The sequence below is a fragment of the Agromyces sp. Leaf222 genome (assembly GCF_001421565.1).
In the GTDB taxonomy this organism is placed as follows: domain Bacteria; phylum Actinomycetota; class Actinomycetes; order Actinomycetales; family Microbacteriaceae; genus Agromyces.
On the sequence record NZ_LMKQ01000001.1, the window covers coordinates 967,457 to 982,518 of the forward strand.

Annotated in this window: 19 protein-coding genes; 12 read left to right on the forward strand and 7 right to left on the reverse strand. The window is 71.8% G+C overall.

The window, feature by feature from the left end:
- Positions 1–152: 152 nt before the first annotated feature.
- The 5 genes from ASE68_RS04180 to ASE68_RS04200 all read left to right on the forward strand — a co-directional run bounded on the left by ASE68_RS04180 (position 153) and on the right by ASE68_RS04200 (position 4,137).
- Positions 153–1,121: an alpha/beta fold hydrolase gene (locus tag ASE68_RS04180; RefSeq protein ID WP_055855442.1), complete on the forward strand. Its 969-nt coding sequence runs from the start codon at positions 153–155 to the stop codon at positions 1,119–1,121.
- Positions 1,122–1,260: 139 nt separating this feature from the next.
- A complete protein-coding gene (locus tag ASE68_RS04185) occupies positions 1,261–1,710 on the forward strand; it encodes a GNAT family N-acetyltransferase (RefSeq protein WP_055855445.1) in 450 nt (149 codons plus the stop codon).
- 119 nt (positions 1,711–1,829) lie between these two features.
- The gene (locus ASE68_RS04190) at positions 1,830–2,309 is read left to right on the forward strand and encodes a DUF6069 family protein (protein ID WP_157421537.1); all 480 of its coding nucleotides are present in this window, start codon (positions 1,830–1,832) and stop codon (positions 2,307–2,309) included.
- Between the two features lie 59 nt (positions 2,310–2,368).
- Positions 2,369–3,526: a sensor histidine kinase gene (locus ASE68_RS04195; protein ID WP_055855448.1), complete on the forward strand. Its 1,158-nt coding sequence runs from the start codon at positions 2,369–2,371 to the stop codon at positions 3,524–3,526.
- Complete coding sequence (locus tag ASE68_RS04200) at positions 3,523–4,137, forward strand: DNA-binding response regulator (protein ID WP_055855450.1); 615 nt, start codon at positions 3,523–3,525, stop codon at positions 4,135–4,137. The genes ASE68_RS04195 and ASE68_RS04200 overlap by 4 nt, the downstream gene beginning before the upstream one ends.
- 30 nt (positions 4,138–4,167) lie before the next feature.
- Here the strand turns inward: ASE68_RS04200 and ASE68_RS04205 are convergent, their stop codons facing one another.
- A complete protein-coding gene (locus tag ASE68_RS04205) occupies positions 4,168–4,671 on the reverse strand; it encodes a hypothetical protein (RefSeq protein WP_055855452.1) in 504 nt (167 codons plus the stop codon).
- Between the two features lie 128 nt (positions 4,672–4,799).
- Positions 4,800–5,360, reverse strand: coding sequence for a DUF1697 domain-containing protein (locus ASE68_RS04210; protein ID WP_055855454.1), 561 nt, complete (start codon positions 5,358–5,360; stop codon positions 4,800–4,802).
- Here ASE68_RS04210 and ASE68_RS04215 point away from each other — a divergent pair.
- Positions 5,347–6,387, forward strand: coding sequence for an alpha/beta fold hydrolase (locus ASE68_RS04215; RefSeq protein ID WP_162238244.1), 1,041 nt, complete (start codon positions 5,347–5,349; stop codon positions 6,385–6,387). The genes ASE68_RS04210 and ASE68_RS04215 overlap by 14 nt on opposite strands.
- Positions 6,384–6,596, forward strand: a complete 213-nt coding sequence (locus tag ASE68_RS04220) for a hypothetical protein (RefSeq protein ID WP_055855458.1) — start codon at positions 6,384–6,386, stop codon at positions 6,594–6,596. The genes ASE68_RS04215 and ASE68_RS04220 overlap by 4 nt, the downstream gene beginning before the upstream one ends.
- Before the next feature lie 150 nt (positions 6,597–6,746).
- Here ASE68_RS04220 and ASE68_RS04225 read toward each other — a convergent pair whose 3' ends face one another.
- Positions 6,747–7,403: a CatA-like O-acetyltransferase gene (locus tag ASE68_RS04225; protein WP_055855460.1), complete on the reverse strand. Its 657-nt coding sequence runs from the start codon at positions 7,401–7,403 to the stop codon at positions 6,747–6,749.
- Positions 7,404–7,513: 110 nt separating this feature from the next.
- On the opposite strand from ASE68_RS04225, the gene budA reads away from it, so the two are divergent.
- On the forward strand, positions 7,514–8,221 hold the full coding sequence (budA, locus tag ASE68_RS04230; protein WP_235480756.1) for an acetolactate decarboxylase: 708 nt from the start codon (positions 7,514–7,516) through the stop codon (positions 8,219–8,221).
- A gap of 61 nt (positions 8,222–8,282) precedes the next feature.
- Here the strand turns inward: budA and ASE68_RS04235 are convergent, their stop codons facing one another.
- Positions 8,283–8,858, reverse strand: a complete 576-nt coding sequence (locus tag ASE68_RS04235; RefSeq protein ID WP_055855463.1) for a dienelactone hydrolase family protein — start codon at positions 8,856–8,858, stop codon at positions 8,283–8,285.
- A gap of 173 nt (positions 8,859–9,031) precedes the next feature.
- Here ASE68_RS04235 and ASE68_RS04240 point away from each other — a divergent pair, with 173 nt between their 5' ends.
- Together ASE68_RS04240 and ASE68_RS04245 are read left to right on the forward strand one after the other, a co-directional pair.
- Positions 9,032–9,625: a carboxymuconolactone decarboxylase family protein gene (locus tag ASE68_RS04240; RefSeq protein WP_055860654.1), complete on the forward strand. Its 594-nt coding sequence runs from the start codon at positions 9,032–9,034 to the stop codon at positions 9,623–9,625.
- A complete protein-coding gene (locus ASE68_RS04245) occupies positions 9,622–10,497 on the forward strand; it encodes an RNA polymerase sigma-70 factor (RefSeq protein ID WP_055855464.1) in 876 nt (291 codons plus the stop codon). Before ASE68_RS04240 ends, ASE68_RS04245 begins: the two co-directional genes overlap by 4 nt.
- Before the next feature lie 83 nt (positions 10,498–10,580).
- Here ASE68_RS04245 and ASE68_RS04250 read toward each other — a convergent pair whose 3' ends face one another.
- Genes ASE68_RS04250 through ASE68_RS04260 form a run of 3 tightly spaced genes read right to left on the reverse strand, consistent with a single transcriptional unit; the run spans position 10,581 to position 13,409 of the window.
- Entirely contained in the window at positions 10,581–11,333 is a 753-nt protein-coding gene (locus ASE68_RS04250; protein WP_055855466.1) for a PepSY domain-containing protein, read from the reverse strand.
- Between the two features lie 56 nt (positions 11,334–11,389).
- Entirely contained in the window at positions 11,390–12,739 is a 1,350-nt protein-coding gene (locus ASE68_RS04255; RefSeq protein WP_235480757.1) for a HAMP domain-containing sensor histidine kinase, read from the reverse strand.
- Positions 12,732–13,409: a response regulator transcription factor gene (locus ASE68_RS04260; protein WP_055860660.1), complete on the reverse strand. Its 678-nt coding sequence runs from the start codon at positions 13,407–13,409 to the stop codon at positions 12,732–12,734. Before ASE68_RS04260 ends, ASE68_RS04255 begins: the two co-directional genes overlap by 8 nt.
- A 112-nt stretch (positions 13,410–13,521) precedes the next feature.
- On the opposite strand from ASE68_RS04260, the gene ASE68_RS04265 reads away from it, so the two are divergent.
- A complete protein-coding gene (locus ASE68_RS04265) occupies positions 13,522–14,628 on the forward strand; it encodes a hypothetical protein (protein WP_055855468.1) in 1,107 nt (368 codons plus the stop codon).
- A gap of 61 nt (positions 14,629–14,689) precedes the next feature.
- Positions 14,690–15,040: a metallopeptidase family protein gene (locus ASE68_RS04270; RefSeq protein WP_055855470.1), complete on the forward strand. Its 351-nt coding sequence runs from the start codon at positions 14,690–14,692 to the stop codon at positions 15,038–15,040.
- Positions 15,041–15,062: the final 22 nt, after the last annotated feature.

Consider the following 15,062-nt stretch of genomic DNA (forward strand, 5'->3'; position numbering starts at 1 on the left):
TCCGCGGAGTGCGGGGTCGATGTCAGCTCAGACCGTGCGGAGCAGCGACCTGTGACACGAGGTGCACGCCGACCGCTCGTCACATCCGGGCACCCGGCCCGGTCGGAGGTCGTGACGGGTTCGCAACGCACCCGATCCGAGAGGAGCACACCATGAACGCGATTCCGCGGCTGCAGCCGCTCCGCCACGTCGAGACGAGCCGCCTCGACGTCGCCTACTTCGAGGCCGGGCCGCAGGACGGCCCGCCCGTCGTGCTGCTGCACGGGTTCCCGTACGACATCCACAGCTACGTCGACGTGGCGCCGATGCTGGCCGACTCGGGCTTCCGGGTGATCGTGCCCTTCCTGCGCGGCCACGGCGAGACGCGATTCCTGCGTTTGTCGGAGCCTCGCACCGGGCAGCAGGCGGCCCTCGGACAGGACGTGATCGAGCTCCTCGACGCGCTCGGCATCCCGAAGGCGATCCTCGCCGGGTACGACTGGGGCGGACGCGCCGCCTGCGTCGTCGCCGCACTCGAGCCCGAGCGGGTCACCGCGCTGGTCGCCGTCAACGGCTACCTCGTGCAGGACATCCGCGCGTCGATGCGGCCCCTCCCGCCCGAGCTCGAGGCCGGCTTCTGGTACTTCTTCTACTTCCTCACCGAACGTGGCCGGCTCGGGCTGGCGCAGGACCCGCGCGGCATCGCCGAGGTCATCTGGCGTCGCAACTCCCCGGACTGGCGTTATGACGAAGCGGAGCTCGACCGCGCCGCCGCCGCGTTCGACAACCCCGATTTCTTCGAGGTCGTCATCCACTCCTACCGGCACCGTCTCGCCCACGTCGACGGGGCGCCGGAGTACGCACGACTCGAAGCGAGACTGGCGCAATTGCCGTCGATCGAGGTGCCCGCGGTCACGCTCGACGGACTCGCCGACGGCAACTTTCCCGCCCGCGACGCCACGGCGGCCGGGGCTCGATTCGCCGGCCCGCACGAGCACCGGCGCGTTCCGCACGCCGGACACAACCTGCCCCAGGAGGCGCCGAGGGCCTTCGCCGACGCCGTGCGCCGGGCGGCGGAGCTCGCGGGCGGGCAGACGGCGCACTGGCCGGATGTCACAGCCGCGGCATCCGCTCGGTCCTGACTGTTGACAGGTCCGGTCGAGCCGTGAGAGAAGAGCGGGAGTACCGGGTTTCAGGCGGCCCCTCCCCGGGTTGCGCCAAGCAGACCACGGCTGGTCCCACCCGCCACCGAACCTGGCACACGATCGAAGGAGACGCGCCATGAGCACACCAGACGGGTTCACGCCCATCGAGTACCCGGATGCCGCGGGCTACCCCGACGGGGCGGGGTTCCTCGACGAGGGCACCTCGGCGCTCGTCGACGAGGTGACGGCTGCCGAGGTGCGGGAGGTCGACCGGCCGTCGGCCGACGCCGACGCGGAGATCGAGGTGCACCGCCTCGCCGAGGGACGGTACGCGGCCACGATCGGCGACGACGAGGTGGCCAGCGTGCGCTTCGCCGAGACCGACGACGAGATCGACGTGCTCGCCACGACCGTCGCGCCCGCGTTCCGCGGGCGCGGCATCGCGGCCGACCTCATCGCCGACGTGCTCGACGACGTGCGCGAGCGCGGCAAGCACCTCGTCGTGCATTGCGAGGTCGTCGCCGCGTTCCTGCGGAACAACGCGCAGTACGCGGACCTGCTCGAGCCGCGGCGTCCGGAGGCCTGAGCCTCTGGCCGTTCAGTCTTGCGAACGGCCACAGGAACTGCGGCTGGTGACATTCGTCCTGTCGAAGTCGGGACATCCGACTCTGCCGGGTCGCCGGCGGCGTTCGTAGCGTCGAGGGCATGACTGACATGACCATGCAGAACGCTTCCTCGACGACGAGCACGGAACGCGCGGCTGATGGCGCTTCGACCCCGATGCGCCGCCGGATCGGCAGGATGGCGACGCTCGCGGCGGCGGTCGCGCTGCCGCTGCTGATCTGGGCGGGTGCGGTGCCGATCGGCGGGCTCGACCTGACGGTCGGCGAAGGCGCCGCCGCCCAGACCGTCGCGCCCGCCTCGATCGTCTTCGCGGTGCTCGTCACCGGGCTCACAGCGTGGGGCGTGCTCGCCCTGCTCGAACGGTTCTCGCGCCGCAGCGGTCGCATCTTCGCCCTCATCGGATGGCCGGTGCTCGCACTCTCACTGCTCGGCCCGGTGTTCACCGGCGCGACCGGGGCCGCGCTCGTGGTGCTGTTCGCCATGCACGTGGCGACCGGAGCGACGCTGCTGATCGGCTTGCCGCGCGCCGCTCGGCAGGCACGGCGACCCGCGGGCCGGTGACGTAGATTGGCGATGGGACGAGCCTCCGAGCAGGCACCGATTTCCGAACGAGTGAGACGATGACGACGATCGACGATCTTCAGGACTCCGCACGGCGGGCGCCGGCCTGGCTCGCCTACCGACCGGGCCCGTGGCTCTCGCTCATCGCCGCACCGGTGCTGCTGCTGCCGCCGTTCGTCGCAGCGGTCGCGACCGGTGACTGGGCGAGGGTCGCTTACGTGCTGCTGCTCGGCGGCGTCTTCGGGATCGCGGTGTCGTTGCCGTTCGGCTCGCGCCGACGCCCCACGGCCGCGACCGAGGCCGTGTTCGCCGGCCTGCTGCTGCTCTGCACCGGCTACCTCGTGCTCTGGCGCACCGAGCAGGCGCTGCTGTTCCCGCTCCTCGCCGTGGCCGCGTCACTCGCGATCCGCCGTCGCTGGGCCATGGCCATGGTCGGCTCGATCGCGGTCAGCGGTGCGATCGCCGTCGGAACGTCGACCGGATCGCTCGAAGCGGCCGTGCTCGTCGGGTTCGCAGCATTCGCGGGCGGAGCCGGCAACTTCCTCGTGCAGTACTACGTCGCCTTGGCGCGAGAACTCGACCGCACGCGCGAGCGACTCGCCGTCGCAGCGGTCGCCGAGGAGCGCCTGCGCTTCTCTCGCGACCTGCACGACCTCCTCGGCCACTCCCTCTCGGTCATCGCCGTCAAGTCCGAGGCGGCGCGACGGCTCAGCCGACGGGATCCGGATGTCGCGGCCACCCATATCGCCGAGGTCGAGACGATCGCGCGCGAGGCGCTCGACGAGGTTCGGTCGGTGGTCGTGGGCTCACGGTCGATGAGTCTCGGCGAGGAGCTCTCGAATGCTCGTCGCGCGCTCGAGGACGCGGGCGTCGCAGTGTCCGTGACCATGCCCGACCGGGCGCTTCCCGTCACCGTCGACGCGGTGCTGGGCTGGGTCGTGCGCGAGGGGGCGACGAACGTGCTGCGGCATTCGGCGGCCCGCCGCTGCGCTGTCGAGGTCGCCGTGTCGGCGGGGCTGGTGCGCATCGTGGTCGCCGACGACGGCCCGAGTCATCGTGAAGGCACGGTGGCGACGACCGCCGTCGACGACGGAAGCGGGCTCGTGGGACTGCGCGAACGAGTCGAGGCGGTCGGCGGGGCCATCGCGGTCAGCTCGGATCCATCGGAGTTCCGGCTCGCGGCGGACATCCCGCTCCTAGGAGGGGCAGGTCGATGAGCGAGCCGACGACCATCCTCATCGCCGAGGACCAGCGCATGATGCGCTCCGCGCTCACCACCCTGCTCGACCTCGAGGACGATCTCGCGGTGATCGGCGGGGTGGAGCGTGGTGACGAGGTCGTGGCCGCCGCGCAGCGCCTTCGGCCCGACATCGTGCTCCTCGACATCGAACTGCCCGGATGCAGCGGGCTCGACGTGATCGCGCCGCTGATCGAGGCTGTGCCCGGCTGCTCCGTCGTCGTCGTGACGACCTTCGGCCGCCCGGGATACCTCGGTCGTGCACTCGCCGCGGGCGCGCGCGGATTCCTCGTGAAGGACGACCCGGTCGAGCGACTGGCCGCCGCGATCCGGCGGGTTCGATCGGGTGAACGAGTCGTCGATCCGAAGCTCGCGGCCGAGGCGCTCGGCGACCGTGGCTCGCCGCTCACCGAGCGGGAGGCCGAGGTGCTGCGCGCCTCCGCGGCGGGGGCGACCGTCATCGACATCGCCGTGCAGCTCTCGCTGTCGCCGAGCACGGTGCGCAACTACCTCTCAGGTGCGATCGGCAAGCTCGGTGCGCGCAACCGTCTGGAAGCGTTCACGATTGCTCGAGAGCGAGGCTGGCTCTGAGCGCTCGCGCGGATCCGCATGCTCGGCCCCCTACTGCAGCGGGGTGACGTCGACGTCGACGTTGCCGAACGTGAACGGGATCGTGAAGGGATCGACGCCGTTCCACGCGTCGATCGGGATCGCGAAGAACGAGACCATCGTCAGCACGGTCCAGACGAGCGTGACGGCGATGATCAGGATCGCCGCACGGTCGAGGAGTCGCAGAGCCGCAGTGACCGACTCGGCGCGGCGCAGCACGAGCGTGAGGGCGATGAGCACGATCACCCCGATCGCCGTGTAGACGATCGGGCTCGGTCGCAGCGTCAGCGTCACGCACAGCTGCTGCGCGTCGGTCGGGGCGCCGTTCGCGTCGATGAACCCGCCGTCGCCGGTGACGCCGCCGGGGCAGCCGCCCTTGCTCGCCGTGCTGAGGATCGAGTAGACGAGCGCGGTCGCGCCGGCCGAGTACAGCAGGCCTCGAATGCGCCGGATGATCGGCGCCCCCGGCAGCGTCGAGAGCGCTTCGGCTGGTGGGCGGGCGAGCGTTTCGGGCATCGGGTCTCCGGTCTGCGTGCTGCGGGTCTCGTAGGGCTACCCGCATCGTGGCAGGCGATTCGGCGCCGGGCAAGGGCGCGCCACGCCACGCCGCGCCGCGCCTGGCCGCGCCGCGCGGGTCGTGTCGCCTACTCGCCGTCGTCGAGCAGTTCGAGCAGTCGGGTGCAGACGCGCCAGCTGCGCACAGTCATCTGCTTGAAGACGGGCATCGCCATGAGCTTCTGGATTCGGGTCTTCGTCGCCATCGCACGAACCCGCGAGAAGTAGAGCGCGTCGGGCCCAGGGGTGATCGCGTCGACGCCATCGCGCAGTTCGGGCATCTGGGCGAGCACCTCCCCGACCGTCAGCGGCGCCTTGACGAAGAAGACCTCGCTTCGCAGCGTGTCGGAGCCGTGGTCGGGCGGTGCGCCATCGATCGTGGCGGCGAACTCGTCGCGCGAGCGCACGAGCGTCGGGATCTCGAACCCGAACCGCTGCCGCAGGGCTTCCTCGATCGTCGCCTCGAGGCGTTCGTCGGCCGTGCGCTTCGGCACGCTCGCGGTGAAGATCACGTTGCCGCTCTGCTGGTGGGTGCGCACGTCGCCGAACCCGGCGACCTCGAAGCACGCGACGAGATCGGCCATGGCGACGGGATTGCGCCCGCCGACGTTGATGCCGCGCAGCAGCGCGACGTACGTGTCCGATGCCATGGCGGCGAGCCTGCCACGTTCGGGCGGTGCCCGCAGCATCGAGGGCGCCGGGCGCGTCAACCCGTGGCGCGTCAACCCCGTGGCGCGGCATGCGGAGGGCGAGCATCATGGGCGCATGGGATCGACGGATGCCTCGCGGCGGGCGTTGCGGATCGCGCGCCCCGACGGGGCGGTGATCGCGGCCGAGGTCATCGGCGATGCGCGGCATCCGCTCGTGCTGCTCGTCGCCGGAGGCGAGTCGTCGATGGACTGGTGGCGGCCCGAGTTCTGCGACCTGCTCGTGCGGCGCGGATGCTGCGTGGTGCGCTACGACCAGCGCGGCATGGGGGAGACGACGCTCGGCCCGTCGCCGCGGCACGACGGGCTGACGGCGGCCGTCGGGGATGCGATCGCCGTGCTCGACGCGGCCGCCGCTGCCGATCAGGATGCCGGGCGCGACGCGCACTGGGTCGGCTTCTCGGCGGGCGGATGGGTTGCGCAGCTCGCGGCGCTCGACCACCCCGGCCGGGTTCGCGCCCTCACCCTGATGGAGACGAGCCCGACGATGTTCGAGCCCGACGCCGACCTGCCGGGCGCGACCGCCCGCATGCAGGAGGCCTGGGCGAACCCGCGACCCGAGCCCGACTGGAGCGATGCCGAGGCCGTGATCGAGTACCACGTCGAGATCGACCGCGACTACGCGGGCGACGAGTTCGACGAGGCCCACGATCGCGCGATCTGGTCGGACACGGTGCGTCGTTCACCCGGCATGCACCGTGACGAGGGCGGGGCGGATGTCGTCGAAGACGGGCCGCGCTGGCGCGAGCGGCTCGGCGAGATCCAGGTGCCGACGACCGTGGTGCACGGCACGGCCGACCCGGTCTTCCCGCTCGGGAACGGAGAGGCGCTTGCCCGGGACATACCCGAAGCTCGGCTCGTGACGATCCCGGGAGGCGGACACGAGCTGCCGCCGTCGGCGTGGGACGCGGCGGTCGAGGCGATCGTCGGCCCGCGTGAAGAAAGGCCCGTGGGTACGGTGGAACGATGAGCACCCGCGACGTGCCGGCGCAGATCGGCGACCTGCCTCCCCTCGGACGCCCGGCGAACAGCGCGCTGCTGCTCGCGGAGATCACGTCGCTCGAGCAGGTCGCCGCGACCGGGCGGCGGGCGTTGCTCGCGATGCACGGCGTCGGGCCGAAGGCGATCCGCCTGCTCGCCGAGGCGATCGACGCGCACGGACTCGAGTTCGCAAACTGACGGCCCTTCGCGACGCGGCCGCCGCCGGGCTCGCGGTGCGGGCATCGCGCTCGCAGATTCGGTTGCAAAGTTGCAAAGTTGCAAAGTTGCACGAGTTCCCGGCACGAACTCCACCGCCGGGACACGGCAGATCGTCTCGGCCAGCGAAGGTCAGCCGTCGACCCAGCTCGGCTCGGCGATGAGGTCCTCGAGCTCGCGCACGAGCCGTGCCGTGTGGAAGCCGTCGGCCGCCGCATGGTGGATCTGCACGGCCAGCGGCAGCAGGGTGCGGCCGTCGCGCTCGAGGTAGCGGCCGAGCGTGAAGATCGGCAGCAGGTGGTTCGACCCGCCGTCGATGTTCAGCGTGAAGCCGGTGAAGCTCGTCCAGGGCAGGCTCGAGACGTCGAAGACGTCGGCGGGCAGCTCGCCCTGCGGGAACATCGTCGTCGCGCTCGCCGCGGTCGCCAGCACCTTGGCGGCGACATCGTGGAACCGGGCGAAGTCGGCGTCGTACGGCACCCAGACCGCGGCGAACGTCTCTCGCTCGGCGTTGAACACCGTGAACGCGGGGTGCACGACCGGCCAGGCGGCGGGCTCGCCGGCATCCGACACCGCCATGCGGAACTCGCGGTGGCGGTTCACGACCGTCGCGATCGCCCAGATCTGGGCGATGTAGGTCTTGCGCGATGAGCGGGCCAGCGCGGCGGCGAACGCCGTCACGTCGAGCTCGACGGTGATGGCGTAGGTGCACGGCACGCTGCGGCGGTAGTGCTCGAACGTCTCGCGCCGGGTCCAGGTGGCGAGGTCGATGGGGTCGGGGCGAGTCATCCGCCCATCGTGGCAGGTGCCGCCGACAGGCTCGGGAGTACGCTCCAACCGTGATGACTCCGCCGCACGTGCCGAGCTCCGGGGTACCGCCCGCCGTTGCGGATTCAGCCGTGACCCAGTTCGCGGTGCTCGACGCGCTGCTCGCCGGCGCGTACGAGTCGGGCATCCGCGTCGACGAGGTCCGCTCGCTCGGCGACTTCGGGCTCGGCTGCGTCGACCACCTCGGCGGCGAGGTCGTGATCCTCGACGGCACGGCGATCGAGTGCACGGTCGACGGCCCGCCGAGTGCGATGGGCGACGACGAGGTGCTGCCGTTCGCGATCGTGTGCCGGATGCCGCGGCGACCCGGCATCGACGTGCGCGACCGCGACCTCGCCGGATTCGCGGCATCCGTCGAGTCGGAGCTCGTGAGCCGCAACCTGTTCCACGCGGTGCGGTTCGACGGAGAGCTGTCCGGAGTCCGAGTGCGCGCGACGCCCCGCCAGCATCACCCGCTGCCACGCCTCGCCGAGGTGACGAGCCACCAGGTCGAGACGACCGTGCGCGGCATCCGTGGAACCCTCGTCGGATTCTGGACCCCCGCGATCTACCAGGGCATCGCCGTCGCCGGGCTGCACCTGCACTTCCTGGCCGATGACCGCAGCGTCGGCGGGCACGTGCTCGACCTCGCCGTCGCGCGCGGCGAACTGCAGGTCGACGCCTACGCCCGCTTCGAGCTGCGCCTGCCCACCGACGACCTGTTCCTGCGTACCGAGCTCACCCACGCCGACGACCATCGCATCGTCGCGGTCGAGGGCGGCGGAGCGAACGACGCGTGACCCGAGTCCGGATGCCGCGGCATCCGTCGCTCGCACGGATCCGCGCCAGCGGGAATGTCGCTCAGCCGACGCGCGCGAGGAACGCGAGCACCCGCTCCATGAGGATCCGGCCCGCCTCGGCGTCGTAGCCCGGCAGGCTGGAGTCCGCGAAGTAGTGCTGGTTGCCGGGGTAGAGGAACAACTGGGCGTCGTCGGTGGTCGCGACGAGCTCGCGGGCGGCATCGACGTCGCCCTCCTCCATGAAGATCGGGTCGGCATCCGCACCATGGATCTGCACGGGCACGCCCGCCGGCCAGTCGCCGAACTCCGACGCCGGCAGGCAGGAGTAGAAGAACAGCGCGCCCGAGGCGCCCGGCCGGGTCTGGGCGAGCAGTTGGGCGGGCACGACGCCGAGCGAGAATCCCGCGTACACGAGCTCGTGCGGCAGCGCGTCGGCCGCCTGCACGCCGCGGGCCATGATCTCGTCCCAGCCCACCTCCTTCGCGTAGGCGACACCGTCCTCGATGGTGTCGAACGTGCGCCCCTCGAAGAGGTCGGGTGCGTGCACCGTGTGGCCCGCCTCGCGCAGGGAATCGGCGAAGGCGCGCAGGCCGTCGTTCGGGCCGAGCGCGTGGTGGAAGAGCAGCACCTCTGACATCGTGGTTCCCCGTTCATTCGAGCGTCTTTGCGGCGATCGCACCGGACGATACCGGCTCGCGCCGACGGCGTCGACCGGGTTGCGCATCGAGCGGATGTCACATCCGTCGCTCGAGCGGTGTCTCCATGTCGACGGGCCGAACCGGGCCCGCGAACCACACCCAGGAGGACACGATGAGCATCAGCACCCGCATCCCGCCGGCCGAGGTCACGGGGCTCTACGGAACCGCGACGAAGTTCGCCGCCCGCCGCATGATCGGCAAGGTGCCCGACTCGCTCGGCGTGCTGTGGCACCACCAGGCCGTGATGAAGGACGCGATGGGCTTCGGCCGCAAGGTCGTGCGCTGGCACGAGCTCGACCCCGACCTCGACTCCTACGCCGTCATGGCCGCAGCCGCTTACGTCGGCTGCAACGCCTGCCTCGACCTGAACTACTTCATGGCCCACAACGAGCACCTCGACGAGGCGAAGGTGCGCGAGGTGCCACGGTGGCGCGAGGCATCCGTCTTCACGCCCTTGGAGCGCAGCGTCATGGAGTACGCCGAGGCGATGAGCCAGACGCCGCCGGCCGTGACCGACGAGATGTCGGCGGCGCTGCTCGACGAGCTCGGCCCGGCCGCCCTCATCGAGCTCACCGCCCGCGTGGCGTTCATGAACATGAGCGCGCGCATGAACATCACCCTCGGGATCACCTCCGAGGGGTTCGCGGACGCATGCGGCCTGCCGCCTCTCGCCCAACGGCCCACGGTCGTAAGCTCGCCGGCATGACCGACGATCCGTTCGTCACCCATCGCAGCCTGCTCTTCACTGTCGCCTACGAGATGCTCGGCTCGGCGGTCGATGCGGAGGACGTGCTGCAGGAGTCCTGGCTGCGTTGGGCGGATGTCGCGCGCGACGACGTGCGCGACCCGCGGGCGTACCTCGTGCGCATCGTCACGCGGCAGGCGCTGAACCACCTGCGCTCGGTGTCGCGCCGGCGCGAGTCGTACGTGGGGGAGTGGCTGCCGGAGCCGCTGCTCACGAGCCCGGATGTCGCCGACGACGTCGAGCTGGCCGAGAGCGTCTCGATCGCGATGCTCACCGTGCTCGAGACGCTCGGGCCGACCGAGCGCGCCGTGTTCGTGCTGCACGAGGTGTTCGACGTGCCGTACGACGAGATCGCGGTCGCCGTCGACAAGTCGCCGGCGGCCGTGCGGCAGATCGCCCACCGCGCGAAGGACCACGTCGCCGCGCGCCGGCCGCGCATGGAGGTCGTGGATGCCGAGCATGAGCGGGTCGTCGCGCAGCTCGTCGCGGCGCTGAACACGGGTGACGTGCAGGGCCTCATGGACGTGCTCGCGCCCGACGTGGTGTCGGTCGCCGACGGCGGCGGCAAGGTTCGGGGCGCGGCGCTGCGGCCGATCATCGGTGCCGACCGCATCGCGCGGTACCTGGTCGGCGGACTCGCGAAGACGCCGGGTGAGGTCGTCGCCGCGCCGGCGTGGCTCAACGGGCATCCGGGCATCCGCGTCGAGCTCGACGGGCAGCTGGCCGGCGTCGTGAGCCTCACGATCGAGGGCGGGCGCATCACGCGCATCTTCTCGATGGCGAATCCCGACAAGCTGGGCTGGGTGGGGACGGAGGCCGAACTGGCCCGCTGAGGCCTGTCGCCTCCGCGGGCCAGCAACTCGGCTTCGGGCCGGCCTCGGCTCCGGCAGCCGGCATGCCGGTCGCCGGAACGTCGTCAGTCGTCGGTGCCGGAGGTCACCACGTTCACGTCGGCATCGAGCGAGACCTCGACGGTGCGTCCGTCGCCGGTGAGCACCGAGACGTCATAGGGCGAGGTGGTGTCGTCGTCCACGTCGAGCTCGACGACGCGGCCGTCGACCTCGCCGAGGGCGGCGTCGACGAGTGCCTTCACGGTCGCCGCGTCGAGGGCTCCCTGCGGGGCGGGGTCGTTCGCGTCATCGGCGTCGGCGGCCTCGGTCGAGATGACCTTCGCGCTGCCGTCGGCCACGCGCACCTCGGTCTCGTCGCCGGCGTCGGTGCGGAACTCGACGTCCCAGCTGCCGTCGGAGTTCGCGTCGAGGCTGACCGGCGTGCCCTCGGCCTCGGATGCCGCGGCGGCGATGATCTCGCTCAGCTCGCTTGCCGAGGTGGCGCCGGAGCCGGCGGCCAACGTGGTGTCGTCCTTGCCGTCGTCGCGGGCGTCGTCGTCACGCCCGCCCTCGTCGTCCTGGTCGGCGACGGAGGTGGCCGTCGTTCCGTCATCGTCGCCGTCGTGCTCGTCGGCCATCGCGGCGCCGACGGCGATGCCGCCTCCGGCGAGGAGCGCGACTGCGAGCACGGAGCCGCCCGCGATGAGCAGGGTGCGCTTGCGCGAGGCCGGCTTCGCGGGGGTCGTGGTCGGCGCGGCGTCGATCTTCGTGTTCTCGTGCGTCGCGGCATCCGCCTTCTTCGGGTCGGGCGGGTTCGGGGTGTTCGTCGTTTCGCTCATGTCCCGATGGTGTCGAACGGGCGCTGAAGCGACCCTGAAGCTTCCTGAAGCCGGGTTCAGGATGCCGCGGGCAGGCGCACGATGAAGCGGGCGCCGCCGAGCGGGCCGTCGTCGATCGTGACGTCGCCGTGCGCGGCGCGGGCGACGGCCAGCACGATGGCGAGGCCCAGGCCGCTGCCGCCGGCGTCACGATCGCGGGCGTCGTCGAGGCGCACGAACCGGTCGAACACGCGCTCGCGCTCGGCCGCGGGGATGCCGGCGCCATCGTCGTCGACGACGAGCACCGCCTGTCCGTCGCGTTCGGCCAGACCGAGGGCGACGCGGCTGCGGGCATGGCGTGCGGCGTTGTCAGCGAGGTTGCGCAGCAGCTGGCCGAGCAGTTGCGGGTTGCCGTGCACGCGCGCGGCGCCGACGCCCGTCTCGTCCACCGCGACTCCGGCGGCCCGCAGCCGTGCAGCCTCGGCGAACACGAGGTCGTCGAGGTCCACGGGTTCGTCGGCGCTCGGCGCACCCTCGTCGAGGCGCGCGAGCAGCAGCAGCGCGTCGACGAGTCCCTGCAGGCGCAGCCCCTCGTCGTGCGCGACATCCGCCAGCTCTTGCAGTGACGTCACTTCGGGATGGGCCTGCGCGAGCTCGGCGTGCTGGCGGATCGTGGCCAACGGCGACCTCAACTCGTGCGACGCGTCGGAGACGAAGCGTCGCTGCGCGCTCGCCGAGGCATCGAGCCGTTCGAGCATCGCGTTCATGGTCTCGGCGAGGGCGGCGATCTCGTCGCCGGACGCGGGAACGGGCACGCGCCGGTCGAGGCGGTCTGCCGTGATGTCCTCGACCTCGGCGGTGATGCGCGCCACGGGGCGCAGCGCACGCCCCATCACGATCCAGGTGCTGACGGCGACGAGCAGCACCACGAGCGGCACCGACACGGCGAGCAGCAGCGTGACCGTGCCGAGGGTCTCGACGTCGTCCTCGACCGAGACCCCGAGCACGAGGGTGCCGTCGCCGTCGAGGTCTTCGGTCACCACGAGCACGGGCTCGTCGTCGACGGTGAACACCTGCGGATCGTCGGCGAACGGCAGTGCGGCATCCGGAGCCTCGTCGGACCCCGCGACGACCTCGCCGCCCGGTGAGAGCACCTGCACGAGCTCGTCGTCGAGCGCCTCGATCGCCGCCGGGCCCTGCATCTCGACCTGGGTCGCCAGCGCCTCCGCACGCGTCTCGGCGGCCCTGGTCGACGCACCGAGCATGCTGCCGCGCAGGATCTCGAGGAACGCGAACGAGCCGATGAGCAGCACGACCGCGATGACGATGGTCGCCCCGGCCGTCGCACGCGCCCGCACCGAGCGCATCGGCCGCGCCGGCTTCGCCGACCTCGCCGCCGACGCCGACTGCCGCCGCCGCTCAGCCACCGTCGGCCGCCAGCCGGTACCCGGAGCCGCGCACGGTCTCGATGGCCTCGCGCCCGAAGGGGCGGTCGAGCTTGCGGCGCAGGTGCCCGACGTAGACCTCGATGATGTTCGGGTCGCCCTCGAAGTCGTCGTTCCAGACGCCCGAGATGAGGTCGCGCTTGGAGAGCACCTGCCCGCGGTGCCGCATGAGGTGCTCGAGCACGGCGAACTCGCGGGCCGTGAGCGCGACCTGCTCGTCGCCGCGCCAGACGCGCTTGCTGCTCGGGTCGAGGCGCAGGTCGCCGGCCTCGAGCACGACCGGCCGCTCGACGCCGCCGCGACGGATCAGCGCACGCAGCCTGGCGACGAGCACGGCGAACGAGAACGGCTTCGTCACGTAATCGTCGGCGCCCGTCTCGAGGGCCTCGACCTGGTCCCACTCGCCGTCCTTGGCGGTGAGCATGAGCACGGGCGTCCAGTTCTCCTCCGCGCGCAGCGCCTCGCAGACCTTCCACCCGCTCATGCCGGGCATCATCAGGTCGAGCACGATCGCGTCGTACCGCGTCTCGCGCGCTCGCCAGAGCCCATCGACGCCGTTGTGCGCCACATCGACGGCGAAGCCCTCGGCCTCGAGCCCGCGGCGCACGCCGTCGGCGAGGCGCACCTCGTCGTCGACCACCAGGATTCGCATCCACGCCATTCTCGTCGCGGTTGCTGAAGCAGGGCTGAAGCGCGCCCGTCGGTCGGTGTTCCCAGTGCCCACCCTCATGCCCCGGCGGCCACCCGCCCACTAGCGTCGTACCGTGCACCTGAAACCGGCTGCGGCCGTCACCGCCTCGCTGCTCCTGCTCGCCCTCACGGCGTGCACCGCTCCCATCGCCCCCGCGACGCCGACGCCGAGCGCGTCGCCGACCGAGTCGACGCCCGCGCCCGAGCCGGTGCTGCTCTCGTGCGACGACCTCGCACCGACCGATCTTCTGGCTGCCGCGCTCGAGGGTGCCGACGGGGTCGCGGTGCAGCCGGTGCCCGCGGTGAACCGCGCAGACGTGTTCGACGGCGTGCTGCTCGAGGGCGCGGGCGGGTTGCCGTGCTCGTGGCGGGTCGGGTCGGGCATGCCCGAGTACAACGCCCCGAGCGACTGGGCGTACCTGCGCATCGACGTGCTGCCGGGCGCCGCCGACCAGTGGGTGCCGCTGTGGGCGGGCGACTCGCCGTCGACCGACACCCGCACCCTCGCCGGCATCGAGGCATCCGTCTCGGGTGGCGACCCCGGCTGGTCGATCTCTGCGCCCGTCGGCGAGAGCTGGGTGGTCGCGAGCCTGAGCGCCGCGGCCCTGACCTCGACCGGCGGCCGCTTCGCCGGGCTCGACGCCGACGCGATCATCGGCAGGCTCGCGGATGTCGCCGAGTCGGCGTTCACCGCCGTGCAGGCGGCGTCACCGGCGCAACTCGCCTGGCCGGCCGTGGAGCCCAGGCAGACGGATGCGGTGTGCAACGGCGGACTCGACGAACAGGGCATCGTCGCCGCGCTGCAGCTGCCGGCCGACGCGGGCGTCGAGTACACGACCGTCGATCCGACGGCCGAGGCGCCGTCGTACTTCAGCGAGGCGGTGCACGCCGCGGCGCTCGCGTTCGACTGCGAGCTCTGGGTCGACGGGATCCCCAGCGTCACGATCACGACGGCGCGCGGCTTCTCACCGCTCTTCGACCGCTTCGGCGCACCCGACGGCGATGTCGGCCTGACTCCGTTCGACCTGGCGGATGCCCCGGCGGATGCCGCCGCGGTCGTCGCCGTCGCCCACGACGGGCCGGCGTCGCCCGCGTACCTGAGCATCGGCGCCACGCTCTACGAGATCCAGGGCGACGGGGCGCAGGCGGTCGCCCAGGCGATCGTGGCGCAGACGTACTGACGGCGCGGCGGAAGTTCGCGGAACCGGCCGCGCGCACCGACGCAGCGCGCAGAATGGGGTCATGGTCGAGATCTCCGACGACGACTTCGAGCGCATGGTCGCCGACGAGTTCGATGCGCTGCCCGACGAGATGGTCGAGGGGCTCGAGAACGTCGCGATCCTCACGGCGAACCAGCCGGTCGGCCAGCGGCCGCGGCTCTACGGCCTGTACAGCGGCCGCCCGCTGAAGACCCGCGGCGTCTACGGCTACGGCGAGCTGCCCGACCGCATCACCCTGTTCAAGAACACCATGGCGGAGCACAGCGCCGACCTCGACGCCCTGCGCGCCCGCGTGCGCATCACGCTCGTGCATGAGATCGGCCACTACTTCGGCCTCGACGACGCGAAACTCGGGGAGCTGGGCTGGGCGTAGGGCGCCAGCCGAGCGTGGCACC